The 16,630-nt window shown below is 64.9% G+C and carries 16 protein-coding genes; 8 read left to right on the top strand and 8 right to left on the bottom strand.

Translation table 11 applies throughout. From position 1 onward, the window contains the following. Positions 1-85: 85 nt before the first annotated feature. Positions 86-658, bottom strand: coding sequence for a Pycsar system effector family protein (locus tag J2X44_RS06220; RefSeq protein ID WP_310088662.1), 573 nt, complete (start codon positions 656-658; stop codon positions 86-88). Between the two features lie 164 nt (positions 659-822). Here J2X44_RS06220 and J2X44_RS06215 point away from each other — a divergent pair, with 164 nt between their 5' ends. From J2X44_RS06215 to J2X44_RS06205, 3 genes are all read left to right on the top strand, one after another. Further along, on the top strand, positions 823-1,059 hold the full coding sequence (locus J2X44_RS06215; protein ID WP_293643523.1) for an acyl carrier protein: 237 nt from the start codon (positions 823-825) through the stop codon (positions 1,057-1,059). 152 nt (positions 1,060-1,211) lie between these two features. Next, positions 1,212-2,414, top strand: coding sequence for a serine palmitoyltransferase (spt, locus tag J2X44_RS06210; RefSeq protein WP_310088661.1), 1,203 nt, complete (start codon positions 1,212-1,214; stop codon positions 2,412-2,414). A 127-nt stretch (positions 2,415-2,541) separates the two neighbouring features. Continuing rightward, the gene (locus J2X44_RS06205) at positions 2,542-4,512 is read left to right on the top strand and encodes an ATP-binding protein (RefSeq protein ID WP_310088660.1); all 1,971 of its coding nucleotides are present in this window, start codon (positions 2,542-2,544) and stop codon (positions 4,510-4,512) included. 13 nt (positions 4,513-4,525) lie between these two features. Here the strand turns inward: J2X44_RS06205 and J2X44_RS06200 are convergent, their stop codons facing one another. From J2X44_RS06200 to J2X44_RS06190, 3 genes are read right to left on the bottom strand one after another with little or no spacing between them, the layout of a single operon-like run. Then, positions 4,526-5,386, bottom strand: a complete 861-nt coding sequence (locus tag J2X44_RS06200) for a hypothetical protein (RefSeq protein WP_310088659.1) — start codon at positions 5,384-5,386, stop codon at positions 4,526-4,528. Between the two features lie 7 nt (positions 5,387-5,393). Next, complete coding sequence (locus tag J2X44_RS06195) at positions 5,394-6,368, bottom strand: diacylglycerol kinase family protein (protein ID WP_310088658.1); 975 nt, start codon at positions 6,366-6,368, stop codon at positions 5,394-5,396. Between the two features lie 8 nt (positions 6,369-6,376). Further along, positions 6,377-6,892 carry a DUF2141 domain-containing protein gene (locus tag J2X44_RS06190; RefSeq protein ID WP_310088657.1) on the bottom strand — a complete coding sequence of 172 codons (516 nt, stop codon included), beginning with the start codon at positions 6,890-6,892 and terminating at the stop codon, positions 6,377-6,379. Between the two features lie 133 nt (positions 6,893-7,025). On the opposite strand from J2X44_RS06190, the gene lptF reads away from it, so the two are divergent. Both lptF and lptG read left to right on the top strand, forming a co-directional pair. Continuing rightward, positions 7,026-8,246 (top strand): LPS export ABC transporter permease LptF, encoded by a 1,221-nt coding sequence (gene lptF / locus J2X44_RS06185; protein ID WP_310088656.1) that lies wholly within the window; start codon positions 7,026-7,028, stop codon positions 8,244-8,246. Position 8,247: 1 nt separating this feature from the next. Then, positions 8,248-9,345: an LPS export ABC transporter permease LptG gene (lptG, locus tag J2X44_RS06180; protein ID WP_310088655.1), complete on the top strand. Its 1,098-nt coding sequence runs from the start codon at positions 8,248-8,250 to the stop codon at positions 9,343-9,345. A gap of 231 nt (positions 9,346-9,576) precedes the next feature. Here the strand turns inward: lptG and J2X44_RS06175 are convergent, their stop codons facing one another. Beyond that, positions 9,577-10,683 (bottom strand): fatty acid desaturase, encoded by a 1,107-nt coding sequence (locus J2X44_RS06175; RefSeq protein ID WP_310088654.1) that lies wholly within the window; start codon positions 10,681-10,683, stop codon positions 9,577-9,579. Positions 10,684-10,802: 119 nt separating this feature from the next. Here J2X44_RS06175 and J2X44_RS06170 point away from each other — a divergent pair, with 119 nt between their 5' ends. From J2X44_RS06170 to J2X44_RS06160, 3 genes are all read left to right on the top strand, one after another. After that, entirely contained in the window at positions 10,803-11,969 is a 1,167-nt protein-coding gene (locus J2X44_RS06170) for an N-acetyltransferase (protein WP_310088653.1), read from the top strand. Between the two features lie 63 nt (positions 11,970-12,032). Beyond that, the gene (locus J2X44_RS06165) at positions 12,033-13,463 is read left to right on the top strand and encodes a DUF1800 domain-containing protein (protein WP_310088652.1); all 1,431 of its coding nucleotides are present in this window, start codon (positions 12,033-12,035) and stop codon (positions 13,461-13,463) included. Positions 13,464-13,466: 3 nt separating this feature from the next. Further along, positions 13,467-14,591, top strand: a complete 1,125-nt coding sequence (locus J2X44_RS06160; RefSeq protein WP_310088651.1) for a DUF1501 domain-containing protein — start codon at positions 13,467-13,469, stop codon at positions 14,589-14,591. A 46-nt stretch (positions 14,592-14,637) separates the two neighbouring features. Here the strand turns inward: J2X44_RS06160 and xth are convergent, their stop codons facing one another. From xth to J2X44_RS06145, 3 genes are all read right to left on the bottom strand, one after another. After that, complete coding sequence (gene xth, locus J2X44_RS06155; protein ID WP_310088650.1) at positions 14,638-15,408, bottom strand: exodeoxyribonuclease III; 771 nt, start codon at positions 15,406-15,408, stop codon at positions 14,638-14,640. Between the two features lie 39 nt (positions 15,409-15,447). Further along, on the bottom strand, positions 15,448-15,789 hold the full coding sequence (gene erpA, locus J2X44_RS06150; RefSeq protein WP_310088649.1) for an iron-sulfur cluster insertion protein ErpA: 342 nt from the start codon (positions 15,787-15,789) through the stop codon (positions 15,448-15,450). A 100-nt stretch (positions 15,790-15,889) separates the two neighbouring features. Further along, positions 15,890-16,474, bottom strand: a complete 585-nt coding sequence (locus tag J2X44_RS06145; RefSeq protein ID WP_405053394.1) for a M23 family metallopeptidase — start codon at positions 16,472-16,474, stop codon at positions 15,890-15,892. Positions 16,475-16,630 lie beyond the last annotated feature (156 nt).

The following is a 16,630-nucleotide window of genomic DNA, read 5'->3' as shown; positions in this document are numbered from 1 at the left end:
CGAGCGTAGCGAAGCAATCCAGGGGCGGTTTACGCAGACCCTGGATTGCCGCGTCGCTTCGCTCGTCGCAATGACGACGGTCTTGCTACCCCCGCCACATCGCCACCATCTCGAACGCGAACGCGCCGAAGGTCAGCGTCAGCCCGACGACGAACAACCGGTACGCATAGGCCAGATACCGATATTTGCGCCGCGCCAGCACAATGCCGTTCTGATACGTATCGCGCAGCATCGTCTCGTAAAGATCGTCCTCGGTCCGCAGCCGCGCTTTCACCGCGTCGATGAATTCATCCTCCTCCATCTGCGCGAAGCGGCCGAAAAACAGGATGTTGCTGTGGTCCTTGCCGTCCTTGTAAACGATCGGGGGCGCCTTGCCGACGCGCGGCAGCACCGCCGATACGGCGAGTAGCGCCGACAGGAAGGAAAAGGTCGCCAAAATAGTCAGCGGCATCGCCAGCGCCCCTGCCCCCGCGCGCGCCTGCCCCACCGCGAGCGTGAAGACGACGAAGGTCGCGCCCATCAGGATCGATGCCTTTTGATCCGCCATCTGCGACAATTGCATCGTCAGTTGCTGGTTGGTGCGGACGAGGTGGACTGCGTTCGGCGGGAAAGAGACCGCCGGCCGCGCCGCTGGTGTCGATGCGTTTTCGCTGTCCATGGCTTGTTCCCCTGCCTTCGCAATGCGCCAGCGACCCGTCACAGCGATGCCATGAAGTGCCGGGGGCGGCAAGATGCTGCCCTGTTCCCGCCGCAATCGCTTGCCAATCAGACAGGAGCGCGGCATTCCCGCGCGCAACATTCTTCCATTAAGGGACGCACCCGATGAGCACCGCCCTCACCGACCAGATTCACGGCCTGATCGGCCCGTTCAACAAAAAGGGCGTCGCGCTGACCGACGCGACGACCTTTGCGGGCGATCTTGAGTGGGACAGCCTGACGGTGATGGATTTCGTCGCCGAAGTCGAAGACACGTTCGACATCATCATCAGCATGAACATGCAGGCCGAAATCGAAACCGTGGGCCAGTTGGTCGCCGCGGTTGAGAAATTGCAGGGCTGACCCCTTCTGCCCATTCGTGCTGAAGACGGGCTAAGCGAAGCGAAGACCCGTCTCGAAGCACTCCTGCGGCCCTTCGAGATGCCATTTCGATGCTTCGACAAGCTCAGCACTCAATGGCTCCTCAGGGCAAACGGATGTTTTAGGATCCAGACATGACCGACCTCTTTTCGAAATTCGATCCGCTGATCCAGCAGCGCGAAGACCTCCTCGCGACCGGGGTCACCGATCCGTTCAGCCTCGTGATGGAGCGCGTCGTGTCGCCGACCGTCGCGATCTGCAACGGCCGCGAGACGATCCTGCTCGGCACCTACAATTATATGGGCATGACGTTCGACGAGGATGTCATCGCAGCGGGCAAGGACGCGCTCGACAAATTCGGCGCCGGGACGACCGGCAGCCGCGTCCTCAATGGCACCTATCAGGGCCACAAGGAGTGCGAAGAGGCGCTGAAAGAATTTTACGCCATGGATCATGCCATGGTGTTTTCAACCGGTTACCAGGCGAACCTCGGCATCATCAGCACGATCGCGGGCAAGGGCGACTATGTCATCCTCGACATCGACAGCCATGCGTCGATCTATGACGGGTGCGCGATGGGCAATGCCGAAATCGTCGCGTTCCGCCACAATGACGTCGAAGCGCTGGAAAAACGGCTGAAGCGCCTGCCGCCCGAAGCGGGCAAGCTCGTCGTCCTCGAAGGCGTCTATTCGATGCTGGGCGACATCGCGCCGCTGAAGGAGATGATCCGCGTTTCCAAGGAAAATGGCGCGATGGTGCTGGTCGACGAAGCGCATTCGATGGGCTTCATCGGCGAGCATGGCCGCGGCGTCGCCGAGGCACAGGGCGTACTGGACGACGTCGATTTCGTCATCGGCACGTTCAGCAAGAGCGTCGGCACCGTCGGCGGTTTCTGTGTATCGAACCATCCGAAATTCGAAATCCTGCGGCTTGTCTGCCGCCCCTATGTGTTCACCGCGTCGCTGCCGCCCAGCGTCGTCGCGACGGCGGCGACGAGCATCCGCAAGCTGATGCACGGATCGAACAAGCGCGCCCATCTGTGGGAAAATTCCAAGACGCTGCATAAGGGGTTGCGCGACCTCGGCTTTACGCTCGGCACCGACGAGCCGCAGTCGGCGATCATTGCAGTGATCATGCCCGACCTGGAGCGCGGCGCGATGATGTGGGAAGCGCTGCTGGAGGAAGGGCTTTACGTGAACCTCGCGCGCCCGCCCGCAACCCCGGCGAATATGACGCTGCTGCGCTGTTCGCTGTGCGCGGAACATAGCAGCGAACAGGTCACCGAAATCCTTGGCCGGTTCGAACGCGCGGGCCAGCGCGTCGGTATAATCGGCTGAAGCGACAGCGGTTGATCCGGGCCAATCCCCGACCAGCGGATTCTTTTTTGCGCCGAACCGAAGCGGCGCCGCAGCACCGGCGGCTTCGGTGCTTTGCGACGCTGCGCTTGTCCGGTAAGACGGGCGCGTGTTCGAGCGGGATGGCGATACGGAAAGCGACGGTCGGCGGGAGCGGATACGCTTCTGGCTGACGATCGGTATGGCGACGCTGCTGACCGGCGTGGTCACGGCGCTCGTCCTGCTCCTGGCGCGTGCCAACGACAATTACGACCGCTCGCTCGGCTGGCAGACGCAGAGCCTGGAAGTGATTTCGCAGACCCGCTCGCTCGACGCCGCGCTGGCGCGCGCCGAGGCCGCGCTAGGACGCTTTGCCGTCGGGCTGCAAAAGGAGGACGGCCGTGTTTATGAACAGCAATGGGGGCTGGCGCGGCAATATCTGACCCGGCTCGACCGTACCGTCCGCGACAATGACGTGCAATCGAAGCTGGTCGAGGATCTGACGCAAGAGATGGATCGCCGCGGACGCCAACTCGGCGACGCCGCGCTCAGCGCCAACTACAGCCAGACCGTCGCTGCAATCTCGAAATATCACGCCGCCGGCCATGACGCCGCGCTGGGCCGCATCGATCGGTTGCTGACCCAGATCATCAGCAATGAACGTGCCCTGCTGCGCGAACGCAACCGCGTCGCCGCCGCCGACCGCGCCAGCCTGAACCAGGCGATCCTGCTGTTTTCGCTGCTCGGCGCTGCGGCGGCCGCGGTGGCGATCGGCGCCACTTTTTCGCTCGTCCGCGCCGAGGCCGAGCGCCGCGTCGCACGGCGCGAACAGGCCGTCGAAAGCGACCGCGCCGCGCAACTGGAAGAAGCGGTCGAGGCGCGCACCGCCGAACTGGAACGCGCCAATATTGCGCTCCGCAGCGAGATGACCGAACGCGAAGCCGCCGAGGCGCAGCTACGCCAGGCGCAGAAGATGGAGGCGGTCGGCCAGCTGACCGGCGGCATCGCGCATGATTTCAACAATATGCTGGCGGTCGTTGTCGGCGGGCTTGAATTGGCCCAGCGCTGGCTGCCCGATACGCCGGAAAAGGCCGAACGCCACCTCGCCAACGCGCTCGACGGCGCCAACCGCGCCGCCGACCTGACGCGGCGGTTGCTGACCTTTGCCCGTTCCGAACCCGCGCGCCCGGAAATCACCGCGGTCGACGACTGCATCGCCAGTTTTGCCGAGCTGATCGAACGGACGATCGGCGACCGGATCGCGCTGACCCTCGACCTTGATGCCGACGGCCTCGCCTGCTGGCTCGACCGGCAACAGTTCGAAAACGCCCTGCTCAACCTCGCGGTCAACGCGCGCGATGCGATGGAGGGCCATGGCGCGCTGACCATCCGCACCCTCGACGACGGCGACGGCAAAGCGCTGGCGGTGCAGGTGATCGACACCGGGTGCGGCATGGCGCCCGAGGTGCTCGAACGCGTGTTCGACCCCTTTTACACCACCAAACCCGCGGGTCAGGGGACCGGCCTCGGCATGAGCCAGGTGTTCGCCTTTTGCCGCCAGTCGGGCGGCGAGGTGCAGATTTCATCGACCGAAGGCGAAGGCACCAGCGTCGCCATGCTGTTGCCGGTGGCCAAGCCGCAGGAGGTCGCTGCCGCCGCGAGCTACACCGACGCCGACCCGGCCGATGCCGCGCCGACCGAAATGTTGCACATTCTGGTGGTCGAGGACGATGAGCGTGTGCTCACCGCGACGGTCGATGCGGTCGAGGAACTGGGGCACCGCGCGGTCGGATGCGGCAATCCGCTGGAAGCCGAGCGGCTGGTCGAAGGGCGGCTGGCCGACGGGGGCGGCTTTGACCTGATCCTGTCCGACGTGCTGATGCCCGAAATCACCGGTCCCGAACTGGTCGCCCAACTCAAGCGGCGCTGGCCCGAACTGTCGGTGCTGTTCGTCACCGGCTATTCTGGCGATGCGAGCGAGATCGCAAGTTTCGGCGACCATGACGTGCTGCGCAAACCCTTCACCCTGAACGCGCTCGATCAGGCGATCCGCCGGCGCGGCGAGGCCCGGTCGGGCGAAGCACAACGGCTGGCGAGTTAGGCGGCGAGCGGCCTCACCGGATCGCGCCGCCCTTGATCAACCGCGGCACCAGCGTCAGCGCGGCGACCAGCGGCCAGCGGCGTTGCCACGGCTTGATCTCGATCTTTGTCCCGGCATGGCGATTGATCTTCCACGCCAGATAATCGATGCCGCCGGCATAGGTCAGGCTGGCCTTGGCAAGCCGCGCGATGCTGAGCGCCTTGCCCTCGACGCGCCGCCGCGCCCAGCCGCCACCGCGGGCGCCGGTCGGGATTGCGGCGATCGCGGGGATGCTGAAGCGTTGGTAGCGGTCGGAATCGGCGTCCACCACCGACTGAGCGCGCCCCGTCCGTTCGGCGCGCAGTTCGACCGAATAGGTCAGCGCAAACGCCCGTCGCCACCAGTCGAGCGGCGCCTCTCCATCAATCGACCCCGCCGCGGCCAGCAAGGTGGGCGCAGCGCGCGCCACCGCTGCCACCGCCCGTTGCCGCGCGGTGTCGTCCACCGCCCAGACCAGCCGCGACGGCTGGGCGAAGCGCGCCCACACCGACACGTTGCGCGTCTCGGCGCCGTTCAGGCGATGAAAATCGGCCTCGCTGAGCACCGCATATTTGGCGATCAACCCGCCGTGCTGAAACGGAAACACATTGGGCGGGATCAGCCGGTTGGCGGCGGCCATCCAGCGTTTGGGATAAGCGTCGCCATAGTCCGACACAATCAGGTAGAAATCGAGCATCAACCCGTCGAGTTCGCTCATCCGCAGGCAGCTGCCGTAAAACAGCACCGCGCGCGCGCTGCCAGGATATTGCGCCGCAATCGCCTGCGCCATGGCCGCGACGCGCGGATCGACCGGAGTATTCAGTTCTTCGCGGACGAGGTCCGTCAACGCCGACATGATGCGGTCAGGCGGCAAGGCGCAGGAAGGGAACCGGCTGCGTCGAGGTGAGAATGATCGGCATGCCGGTCTTGGCCTGAAAAATCTCGCCATCCAGAATCACGTTCGACCGCTCGCCCTCGATGCGGATTTCGTCGCCCTGCTGGAAATGCACCCCGTCGAGCTGATTCTGCCCCAGCGTGCCGCGCCAGGTGGCCCCGAGCATGCGGACCAGCGCGCCCAGCCCGCGTTCCACCGCGAGCAATTTCATCTGCCCGCTCTGTCCCGCTGCATCGTTGGTCCGCATACTGAGCAGCAGCTTTTCCAGCGTCGTGACGATCAGCAGCGAAAATTTGCCCTGATATTCGCCCTGCCGGATCAACGACACCGTCATCGCCTGGGGCTTGGGCGGCAGGCGCCCGCCGCCGAGACCGAACATCATCGCGAACAGGCCGAGGATTGCGGCCAGAAAATGCGAGATGCCGTTGGGCAGGCCGAGCGGATAGATACGGTTGCGGCAATACAGCATGACGTCGGCAAGATAGGCGCCGCCCAGGAACATGCCGAGCACCGGGCGTGCTTCGCCGCCGCTGTCGAGCGAGATCAGCTGGCGCTGGATCACATGGTCTTCCAGCTGACCCGAATTGACCAGCTCGATCACCCGCTGCAACGCCTTGATCGGATCGCCCTCGGCGCCCAGGTCGAGCGCGATCAAATTGGTCTTGCCGTTCGGCAGCACCGCGACCGGTGGCGGCGAACCGCCGAAGTGGCCGCCCGAATAGAGTTCGGTCAGCGCGGCCTGCACCGTGCCGTCGCCGCCGTTGATGACCACGACGCGCGGGCCGACCATCGCGATGGTGCGGATCGCCTCGCCGATCTGATCGACGTCCTCGACCTCATAATGAAAGATGTCGGGATGCGCCGCGCAATATTCGCGAACCCGGGGCAGCAAAGCCCGGTTGCCGGTCGAACGCGGATTGGAAAGAAGCGCGACGCTGGCCATAAAACTCCCTATTCGACCGGGTCGAACGACAGGCCGTTGACGTAGTTCAGCACCACGGGAACGCGCCGGGTGGCGCCGCCGACCGCAAAGCTGACCGTCGCCAATTTGGGCTTCCGCTTGAAGATGAAGTCGCTGACCTTCATGTCGGGATTGCCCGACAGTCCGGCGCCATCGCTGCGATCCGACTTTCCATTGCCGTTCATGTCATGCCGCACCGACACGACATAATTGCCCGGCTGCTTGACCGGGACGCAGATCGCCATGGTGCCAGCGCGCGACACGGGCACATCGACCCGCTCGATCCATTTGCGCTTTTCCAGATAGCTGCTGGTCGCGCTGTAAATCTGGACCCGCACGGTGCCGGTGCGCGCCTTGAAGCCGCGCACATCGACCTGCACCGCGGTCGCATTGCTGTTGCACAGCGCCGCCGCCGGACCCAGTGCCGCACCCTGCGCCGCGACGGGCGCAATCAGCGCTCCGGCAGCGCCAGCGGCGAGTATGCCGGCGAGAAAAATTTTCGACATGACCTCAATACCTCCAGAGGTTATAGCCACGCCAGCAACCGCAAAAGCACATGCCGACACGGGTTCCTGTCGCCCTTGCATCGGCATATCGGAACCATTTGCGGCCAAATCATGGTGATGGGGCGACGAAAGATTGAATAAGCTGCCTGCCATCGACCGCTACATCGCGCGGCTCATCTTCTTTCCCATGGTCGGCACGCTGGTGCTGTCGGCAATGCTGCTCGTGCTCGAAAAAATGCTGCGGCTGTTCGACTTCGTCGCCACCGAGGGCGGGCCGGTCAGCATCGTGTGGCGGATGCTCGCCAATCTGATCCCCGAATATCTGTCGCTGGGCATCCCGATCGGGCTGATGCTGGGGATATTGCTGGCATTTCGCAAACTTGCCACGACCAGTGAACTCGACGTGCTGAAGGGCGTGGGCATGAGTTTCGGACGCTTGATGCGGGTGCCCTTTGCCTTTGCGATCGCGCTGGCGGCGCTCAATCTCGCGATCGTCGGCTTCATTCAGCCGGTCGCGCGCTACGCCTATGAAGGGTTGCAATTCGAGCTGCGCTCGGGCGCGCTGGGGGCGTCGATCAAGGTCGGCGAATTCACCAATCTGGGCGACCGCATGACCCTGCGGATCGAGCAAAGCTATGACGATGGACGCAGCTTGCGCGGCATTTTCGTGCGCGGCGACAACCGCGACGGCCAGCGCGTGTCGGCGACTGCGGCGCGCGGCCAGTTCCTCGCCACCGACGATCCCAACACGATCATCCTGCGGCTGTCGCAGGGGGTGCTGATCCACGAATCGCCGAAATTTTCGGTGCCGCGGGTGCTGACCTTTGACAACCACGACCTGCCGATCCCGCTGCCCAAGATCGAGGCGTTCCGGCTGCGCGGCGGCGCTGACCGCGAAATGACGATCCCCGAGCTGTTCGTCGCGGGCAAGGATGCCAGCCAGTCCGAACAGACGCGGCTCGAATCGCGCGCCAATTTCCATTTCCGCATCGTCGAAGTGCTGTCGATGTTCCTGATCCCGCTGATCGCCATCGCGCTGGCGATCCCGCCCAAGCGATCGACCTCGTCGCTTGGCGTCTTCCTGTCGATCGTGCTGCTGGTGACCCAGCACAAGATCAACCAATATGCCGAGGATATGGGCGCGCGCGGGGTGATCGATCCGGTGATCGCGCTGTGGGTGCCCTTCCTGCTGTTCGCGGCGCTGGCGATCTGGATGTATTATGTCGTCGCGCATGTGCCGGGCGGCCAGCCGATCGGCGCGCTCGAACGGGTCGCGGCGAAGGCGGCGCAAAAGATCCGCGGCCTGATGACATTGTTCCAGCGCAAGCCGCGGGGCGTGGAAAGCCTGACCTGATATGCACCAGCTTCACTTTTTCCCGTCGCGCACGATGGCGCTGTATGTCGGCCGCCTGTTCCTGATCCGATCCTTTTCGATCCTGTTCGCGCTGGTGCTGATCCTGCAAACGCTCGATCTGCTCGGCGAAAGCGGCAAGATATTGGCGGTGGCGGGCAACAGCGATTCGGACGTTTGGCGCTATGTCGGGATGCGGCTGCCGCAGATTATCGAGACTTTCCTGCCCTTTTCGGTGCTGCTCGGCACGATCCTGACGCTGATCACGCTGAACCAGAACAGCGAAGTCGTCGCGATGAAGGCGTCGGGCATGTCGGCGCATCAGGTGCTGGCGCCGCTGTTCTTGGCCGCGCTGCTCGTCGCGGGGATCAGCTTTGCGTTCAACGAACGGATCGTCACCCGTTCGACCGCGGCGCTCAGCGCCTGGCAAAAGGTCGAGTATAAACGCGTGCCCGCCGATAATGGGGTGCGCAGCAACATCTGGGTGCGCGACGGCGACGATCTGATCAATGCGGAGACGGTCGAGACCGGCGGTCCGTCGATCGTCCTGCGCGGCGTCACCATTTACGAACGAACCGGCGGGGTGCTGTCATCGATGCTCAAGGCCGACAGCGCGCGCGCGGTCGCGGGGGGATGGGAAATGTCGGGCGCGACCCGCTTCCTGCGCCGCTCCGGCACGGTCGAGCCGCTCGGCACGATCATCGCCGCGCCCAATGTGCGGCCCGACCAGTTCACGCTGGCGCAAGTCGATGGCGACGAATTGCCCTTCCTGCAACTCCGGGCGGCGATCGCCGATCTGGAGGCGGCGGGGCGGCCGGTCAATGCGCTGAAGGGCGTGCTGTGGCACAAAATTTCGGGGCCGCTGTCGGCGATCTTGATGCCGCTGCTCGGCGCGGTCGCGGCGTTCGGGCTGGCGCGGTCGGGCAAGCTGTTCATCCGTGCAATCTTTGGCATGGCGCTGGGCTTCGCCTATTTCGTCGCCGACAATTTCGCGCTCGCGATGGGCGATTTGGGGGCTTACTCGCCGTTTCTGGCGGCGTGGGGGCCGTTCATCTTGTTCGCGCTGATCGGTGAGATGATTTTGATTAGGACCGAGGAATAGGGCGCATCCGGTTCGTCTCGTTCGCCCTTGGGTGAATGACCGCTAGCGACCGATTTCGGACCTTTAATTTCGTCATCCCGGACTTGATCCGGGATCCATCTGCCCTCTCAAGATTACGGCGGCTCAACGGGTCATGGACCCCGGATCAAGTCCGGGGTGACGAGGGGTGGGGTTTGTCCGCTTCCCACCCCGAAGCGGTCATCTGCCGGATTAATCCAACTCTCGTCGAAGTCAGACCGAAGTGCCCCGCGCCGAACCCGCAACCAGATTAGCCACCAGCTTCGGCAGGCTGTCGTAATTCGCGCCATGATATTGCGAATCCGCGGGCAGAACATCCTTCAACCGGCGATGCGCCTCGGCGAGCGCGTGGTAGGGGACGCCCGGCAGCAGATGGTGCAGCGCATGATAGCGCAAGCCCACCGGCGCCCACAGCTCGGGCAGCAAGCCCGGCGGCGGGACGTTGACGCTGTCGAGAAACTGGCCGGTCACGGTCAGCACTTCGCCGTCATTTTCCCACAGATGCGCCACCAAAGTACGGATCTGGTTGAGCACCAGCGTCGCCGCGGCAATCGCGCCAAAGATCAGCAGCGCGCGCAGCGGCACCCAGCCGAAGACGCCCGCGGCGATCAGCAGGCTCGACCACGCCCACGCGCCGCCCTCCTGCCACGACCACATGCGGCGAAACGCGCCGTCGGGCGCTTTGCGGCGGAACAACGGGTTGATGATCATCCCCGAATAGCGTTCGACAACGATCCGGCGCAGCGGCGGGATCAGGAACGACAGCGGGGTCAGCACCGCGTAACGAAACAACAGGGCCAGCGGCGCAAACGCCGCAGCGACCACGAACAGCGGCACCGTCCACGGCTTCATCAGCGCGAGCGGCAGATATTCGGGATCGTCGACCGTCCCATATTTGGTGCGGTTGTGGTGCAGGCTATGGATGCCTTCATACATGAAGGACGGGATCAGCAGCGGGACACCGACGAGCAAATTCCATGCAAAGCGGAACCCCGGCAGCGCGTTTTTGCGGATATGGGTCAATTCGTGAATGAAGCTGCCGGCGCGATAGAGCGCGAGGATCGCGACAAAGGCCGCGGCGAGCGCCCACGCGGTGCTCGGGGCAAAAATCGCGCCCGCGACGCCGGCGTAGCCGATGAACGCCGACGCCAGAAAGTCGGTCCAATAGATGCCTGGGCTGGGCGTGACGAGGTCGCGCGTCAGCTCGGACGCCGCGCGGATCATCGCCATATCGTCGGCAATCGCCGACTTGGGCGTCTTTACCGCGGCAGGCGCGAAAGGCGTCGCGACCCGATCGGCAGAGGGGTTGATCGTCGTCATAACCTGCACTCTTCATCATCATTTCGTGGCAGCAAAATGGCCAAATGCGGGTCGCCAGCAGCTTGGCGATGCCCTAATGCGTCGCCAGACATATAGGGTTGGCATTTCAGGAAACCAGTATGAGCGGACATTCGGACGGCCCGATCACCATCCATCCCGTCAAGGACAAGAACGACACGCGCGAGTTTGTCGAGCTCGCCTTTCGGCTCAACCGCGGTGATCCGGCGTGGGTGCCGCCGCTGAAGGGCGAGGTCTATAACCTGCTGACCCCGGGCAAGAATCCGTGGTTCGAACATGGCAGGGCGCAGCTGTTTCTGGCGCGCCGCAAGGGGCGCACCGTCGGGCGCATTTCGGCGCATATCGACGAACTCGCGCTCGCCCAGCCCGCCCAACAGGGCATGGGGCCGGGCACCGGCAATTGGGGCCTGCTCGAAGCCGAAGACGAAGAAACCACCCGCGCGCTGCTCGCCGCCGCCGAGGATTGGCTGCGCGGTCAGGGTATGCACCGGTCGCTCGGTCCGCTGTCGATTTCGGTCTGGGACGAACCGGGCTTGTTGATCGAAGGGTTCGACAATCGCCCGACGGTGATGATGGGGCACAACAGCCCGCTGTATCGCGGCTGGATCGAGGCCACCGGCTATCGACCGATCAAGCAGCTGATCAACTATGACGTGTATGTCAAAGAGGGTTTTTCGCCGCTGGTGAACCGCATCGTCGCGGCAGGCGAGAAGAATGCGCGCATCCGCGTCCGCAAGGTCGACAAGAAGAATTTCGACGCCGAAGCGGCGTTGATCATGGGGCTGCTCAACGACGCATGGTCGGACAATTGGGGCTTCGTCCCGCTGACCGACAGCGAAATCGCCTTTGTCGGCAAAAAGCTGAAAACGATCGTGTTCGAAGATCTGGTCCGCGTCGCCGAACTCGACGGCGAGGCGGTGGCGTTCACCATCGTGCTGCCGAACATCAACGAATTGCTGGTCGACATGGACGGCTCGTTACTCCCGTTCAACTGGGCGCGCTTGCTGTGGTGGCTGCACAAGCCAAAGAGCCGCACCTTGCGCGTGCCGCTGATGGGCGTGGCCAAGAAATTGCAGAACAGCCGCATGGCGAGCACCCTCGCCTTCATGATGATCGAACTGATCCGCCGTGACGCGGTCAAGGATTATGGCACCGAGCGCGGCGACATCGGCTGGGTGCTCGACGACAATCAGGGGATGAACGCGGTCGCCGAAGCGATCGATGCCAAGGTCAACCGGGTGTATCAGATTTACGACAAGCCGCTCTGACGGCTGGGACAGCTTTGCGACAAATGCGGGCCATCGTGCGTTTGGAGCACGAAAGGCTTTGTCATGGCAGTCCAATATCTTGCCGCCAATCGTTTCGGCCTCGGCCGCCGGTTTGACGATCCGGCGATCGGCGATGCCAGGGCCTGGCTGACCCGTCAGCTTGGCGATTATGATCCGGCGCCTGCGGCGATCACCGGGCTTGCCGGGCGCGCCGCGATCGCCGCCGCCTATTTCGAATATCGCGAAGATCGCCAAGCGATGCGCCGCGAAGCGGCCGAAATGCGGATGAGCGTCGAGGAACAAGGCATGGACCCCGAAATGCGGCGGCTGTCGCGTTCGGCGATCCGGCGCCATTATGTCGATGCCGCCGCGGCGCGCCTGACCGCGGCGGTCGCGACCTCCACCCCCTTCCCCGAACGACTGGTCCATTTCTGGGCCAATCATTTCGCGGTGTCGGCCGACAAGCAGACGGTGATCGGCTTTGTCGGCAATTATGAAAATGAGGCGATCCGCCCGCACATCATGGGCAAGTTTGCCGACCTGCTGATCGCCGCGGTGCGCCATCCCGCGATGCTGCTCTACCTCGATCAGGCGCAGAGTTTCGGCCCCGGCAGCGCGTTTGCGACCCGCGTCCGCAACCGCGGCAACCGACAGGCGCCGGGGCTCAACGAAAATCTGGCGCGCGAGATATTGGAACTGCACACGCTGGGGGTGCGGACGGGCTATAGCCAGGCCGACGTCACCGCCTTGGCCAAGGCGCTGACCGGGCGGACCGTCGCCGGGCTGGGGCGCGGCGCGGGGCAGCGGTTGATGCCCGCCGACGCGCAGGCCGGCGACACGGTGTTCATCGCGCCGCTGCACGAACCGGGCGCGCAGACCGTGCTGGGCCGCCGCTATGATGCCGCTGGGGCCGCGCAGGCGGAAGCGGTTTTGCGCGACCTGGCCGTCCATCCCGCCACGGCGCGCCATATCGCGACCAAGCTGGCGCGCCATTTCACCGCCGACGATCCGCCTGCGGCGCTGGTCGACCGACTGGCCGCCGATTTCGGCAAGACCGGCGGCGACCTGTCGTCGGTCTACCGCACCCTTGTCGCGTCCCCCGAACCTTGGGCCGCGGCGCCGACGATGTTCAAATCGCCGTGGGACTGGACGGTGTCGATGCTGCGCGCGCTGAAAATTCCGGCGCTGGGCGAGAGACAGAATGTCGCGGCGATGTTCACCCAGCTGGGCCAGCCGATCTGGCGCCCCGGATCGCCCGCCGGCTATGACGACAAGGTCGCGACCTGGGCGGGATCGGCGGGATTGATGCAGCGCGTCGAACTGGCCAGCCGCATCGCCGGCCGGATCGGCGATCGCGCCGATGCCCGCCAACTGGCGCCGCTCGTCCTCGCCGACGCCCTCACGCCCGCGACCGGCCAGGCGATCGCCCGCGCCGACAGCCCGGGTCAGGGCATCGCGATACTGTTCGCCAGCCCGGCCTTTTTGCGGAGATAGACCATGATCCTTTCCCGCCGTTCGATCATCCTGTCGGGGATCACCGCCGCCGCCGCGGGCGCGCTGCCCGGTTTTGCCTATGCCGCAGCGGCGACGCCCAAGCGGCTGGTGTTCATCATCCAGCGCGGCGCCGCCGACGGGCTGGCGACGGTAGCGCCGACCGGCGATCCCGCGTTCGCCGCGGCGCGCCGCGCGCTGGCCGACGAGACGGCGGGCGGCGCCAAGCTCGATGCGATGTTCACGCTGCATCCGGCGCTGGCGACGACGGCTGGGCTTTACACCGGCCGCCAGGCGCATTTCGCCCACGCCGTCGCCACTGCCTATCGCGACCGGTCGCATTTCGATGGGCAGAACATGCTCGAAGGCGGCGGGTCGCGACCCTATGGCCGCGCCGACGGCTGGGTCGGACGGCTGCTGACCCTGCTGCCCGCGGCAGAGCGCGACGCGCTGGCAATCGCCCCCGCGGTGCCGCTGGCGATGCGCGGCACGGTCCAGGTCGGCACCTATGCGCCGAGCCGGTTGCCGCAGGCCGACGGCGACCTGATCGCGCGGCTGTCCGCACTTTATGCCGACGATACGCTGCTCCATCCGCTGTGGAACAGCGCGGTCAAGACGCAGGAGCTGGCGAGCGACATCGGCGGCAACAACGGCCGCAACGGCGCCGATCTTGGCAAGCTCGCCGCGTCGCTGATGCTGCCCGCCGATGGCGCGCGGGTGATGATGGTCGAAACCGGCGGCTGGGACACCCACAGCGGTCAGCGCGGGCGGCTGAACGCGCAGTTGCGCGGGCTCGATCAACTGGTCGGTGCGCTTCAGACCGGCCTCGGTCCGGCGTGGACCGACACGCTGGTCATCGTCGCCACCGAATTCGGTCGGACGGTCGAGGTCAACGGTACCGGCGGCACCGACCATGGCACCGCATCGACCGCGATGCTGCTCGGCGGCGGGTTGGCGGCGGGGGGCAAGGTTTCGGCCGACTGGCCCGGACTGACGGCCTCAGCGCGGCTCGACGGCCGCGACCTCAAACCGACGCGTAGCCTTGAAAGCGTGATCGCTGGCGCGGTGGCGCATCACTATGCGCTCGATCAGAAGCGGGTGATGGCGACGTTGTATCCCGACGCGGCATGATCGGCATTTAGCTCGTCATCCCGGCGAAGGCCGGATTGACGATGGGTTATGAAAGCACCGCCCAGGTCGGCGCATGATCGCTCGCCTTTTCCCGCCCGCGGTGATCCTTGTCGACCCCCGCGTCGACCAGCCGGTCGGCGAGCGCCGGGCTGAGCAGCAGATGATCGATGCGAAAGCCGTGGTCGCGTTGCCAGCCGCCCGCCTGATAATCCCAGAAAGTCCAGATACGACCAGCCGGATGACGGCTGCGGAGCGCGTCGGTCCATCCGTCGCCGAGCAGGCGGAACCACGCATCGCGCGATTCGGGCTGCATCAGCGCGTCGGTCGCCATCACCCGCGGATCCCAGACATCGTCGTCGTGCGGGATGACGTTGTAATCGCCGGTCAGGATCGTCGGGATTTCGGACGCGAGCAGGAATTTGGCGCGCTCGCGCAGCCGCGCCATCCAGCGCAGCTTGTAGTCGAATTTGGGGCCGGGCTGCGGATTGCCGTTGGGCAGATAGATCGACGCGACGCGCACCCCGTGGACGTCGGCCTCCAGGTAGCGCGACTGCTCGTCCTCGGCCTCACCCGCGAGACCGCGCTGGGTTTCGACCGGCTGGGCGCCACGCGCGAGGATCGCGACGCCGTTGAAGCCCTTTTGCCCGTGGTAGAGAAAGCCGTAACCCGCCGCCTCGATCTCCTTCGTCGGCATCGTCTCGTCGCTCGATTTCAGTTCCTGCAAGCAGGCGACATCGGGCTGGGTTTCCTCGAGCCATTCGATCAGACGCGGCAGGCGGGCCTTGATCCCGTTGATATTGAAGGTCGCGATTTTCATGGCGCACCTATGCCAGCAAGCACGGCGCGGCGAAAGGCGTCAGATCGAGAAGCTGGACCCGCAGCCGCAGCCCGACGCTGCATTGGGGTTTTCGACCTTGAACGACGACCCGCCGAGCGAATCGACGAAATCGACGATGCACCCGCGCACGAGATCGATGCTCACCGGATCGACGACCAGCTTTACCCCGTCGGTCTCGGTGATAATGTCGTCGGCATCGATGCCTTCGGCCAAGCCGAAGCGATAGGTGAAGCCTGAACAGCCGCCGCCATCGACGGCGAGGCGCAGCGCGGCGTCGCTCTCACCCTTGCGGTCGGCGATCCAGCGGACGCGCGCCGCGGCGGCGGGTGACAGGGTGATATCGGAAAGCTGCTTGGCCATGGGCGTTAGATAGGCGCTTTATACCAAATGAAAAGGGCGCCGCGACGGTTGTCCCGCCTGGCGCCCCTCCTCTCCGACCCAGGAAAGCTCGTCAATATTCTTATTCGGGACCGCCCATCGCGACATTCTTGCCGGTGATCGCAGCGATCGCCATCTGGTCCGACCGCACGAACGGCATCGGATTGACCGGCGCGCCTTCGATGCGGACTTCATAATGCAGGTGGTTGCCGGTCGAACGGCCGGTCGAACCGACATAGCCGAGCACGTCGCCCTTTTTGACCGACTGGCCGGGGATGACGACGTAGGACGACATATGGCCGTAACGCGTCTGAATCGCGTTGCCATGTTCGACCTCGACGTAATTGCCGTAGCCGCCGAGGCGCTGGGCGCGGCCGACGATGCCGTCGGCCGTCGCGTAAATCGGGGTGCCGTGCGGCGCCGGGATGTCAATGCCATTGTGGCGGGCGACCTTGCCGGTGACGGGATGGACGCGCATGCCATAGGAGGATGACAGCGACATCTGGTCGATCGGGCGGCGCGAGGGCACCGCAACGCCGATCGAAGCGGTCAGGCCGGTGTCGAGACGCTTCCACGCCTGAAAAATTGCGCGGGCTTCGCTATCTTCGCCGACAGAGGGAACGCCAGCAGTAAAGCTGTCGTCATCGGGCTCGTCGGGAGCGACAATACCAGCATCGGCGCTGGTTTCGGCAGCGTGGGCGGCTGGCGTTGCCAGTCCGAAACATGCTGCGGCGCAGACGATTGCGACTTGATGCAACTTCTGCGTCAGAAGAGTGTTTATCAAAATACGACCCTGCGTGTGCCATGTCGCCAAAGTCATAAA

Origin of the sequence: Sphingopyxis sp. BE259 (assembly GCF_031457495.1) — a bacterium.
Lineage (GTDB): Bacteria > Pseudomonadota > Alphaproteobacteria > Sphingomonadales > Sphingomonadaceae > Sphingopyxis.
Note: the sequence above shows the minus strand (reverse complement) of the source record. Positions and strands in the feature narration are given on the sequence as shown.

Excerpts from the sequence above, each read along its gene's own strand:
- J2X44_RS06200 (WP_310088659.1), bottom strand. The coding sequence starts at position 5,386 with ATGTCGGCGTTGACGGACCTCGTCCGCGAAGAACTGAATACTCCGGTC.
- lptG (WP_310088655.1), top strand. The coding sequence starts at position 8,248 with ATGCACCAGCTTCACTTTTTCCCGTCGCGCACGATGGCGCTGTATGTC.
- J2X44_RS06190 (WP_310088657.1), bottom strand. The coding sequence starts at position 6,892 with ATGTCGAAAATTTTTCTCGCCGGCATACTCGCCGCTGGCGCTGCCGGA.
- J2X44_RS06175 (WP_310088654.1), bottom strand. The coding sequence starts at position 10,683 with ATGACGACGATCAACCCCTCTGCCGATCGGGTCGCGACGCCTTTCGCG.
- J2X44_RS06220 (WP_310088662.1), bottom strand. The coding sequence starts at position 658 with ATGGACAGCGAAAACGCATCGACACCAGCGGCGCGGCCGGCGGTCTCT.
- J2X44_RS06160 (WP_310088651.1), top strand. The coding sequence starts at position 13,467 with ATGATCCTTTCCCGCCGTTCGATCATCCTGTCGGGGATCACCGCCGCC.
- J2X44_RS06165 (WP_310088652.1), top strand. The coding sequence starts at position 12,033 with ATGGCAGTCCAATATCTTGCCGCCAATCGTTTCGGCCTCGGCCGCCGG.
- xth (WP_310088650.1), bottom strand. The coding sequence starts at position 15,408 with ATGAAAATCGCGACCTTCAATATCAACGGGATCAAGGCCCGCCTGCCG.
- spt (WP_310088661.1), top strand. The coding sequence starts at position 1,212 with ATGACCGACCTCTTTTCGAAATTCGATCCGCTGATCCAGCAGCGCGAA.
- J2X44_RS06170 (WP_310088653.1), top strand. The coding sequence starts at position 10,803 with ATGAGCGGACATTCGGACGGCCCGATCACCATCCATCCCGTCAAGGAC.
- J2X44_RS06215 (WP_293643523.1), top strand. The coding sequence starts at position 823 with ATGAGCACCGCCCTCACCGACCAGATTCACGGCCTGATCGGCCCGTTC.
- erpA (WP_310088649.1), bottom strand. The coding sequence starts at position 15,789 with ATGGCCAAGCAGCTTTCCGATATCACCCTGTCACCCGCCGCCGCGGCG.
- J2X44_RS06195 (WP_310088658.1), bottom strand. The coding sequence starts at position 6,368 with ATGGCCAGCGTCGCGCTTCTTTCCAATCCGCGTTCGACCGGCAACCGG.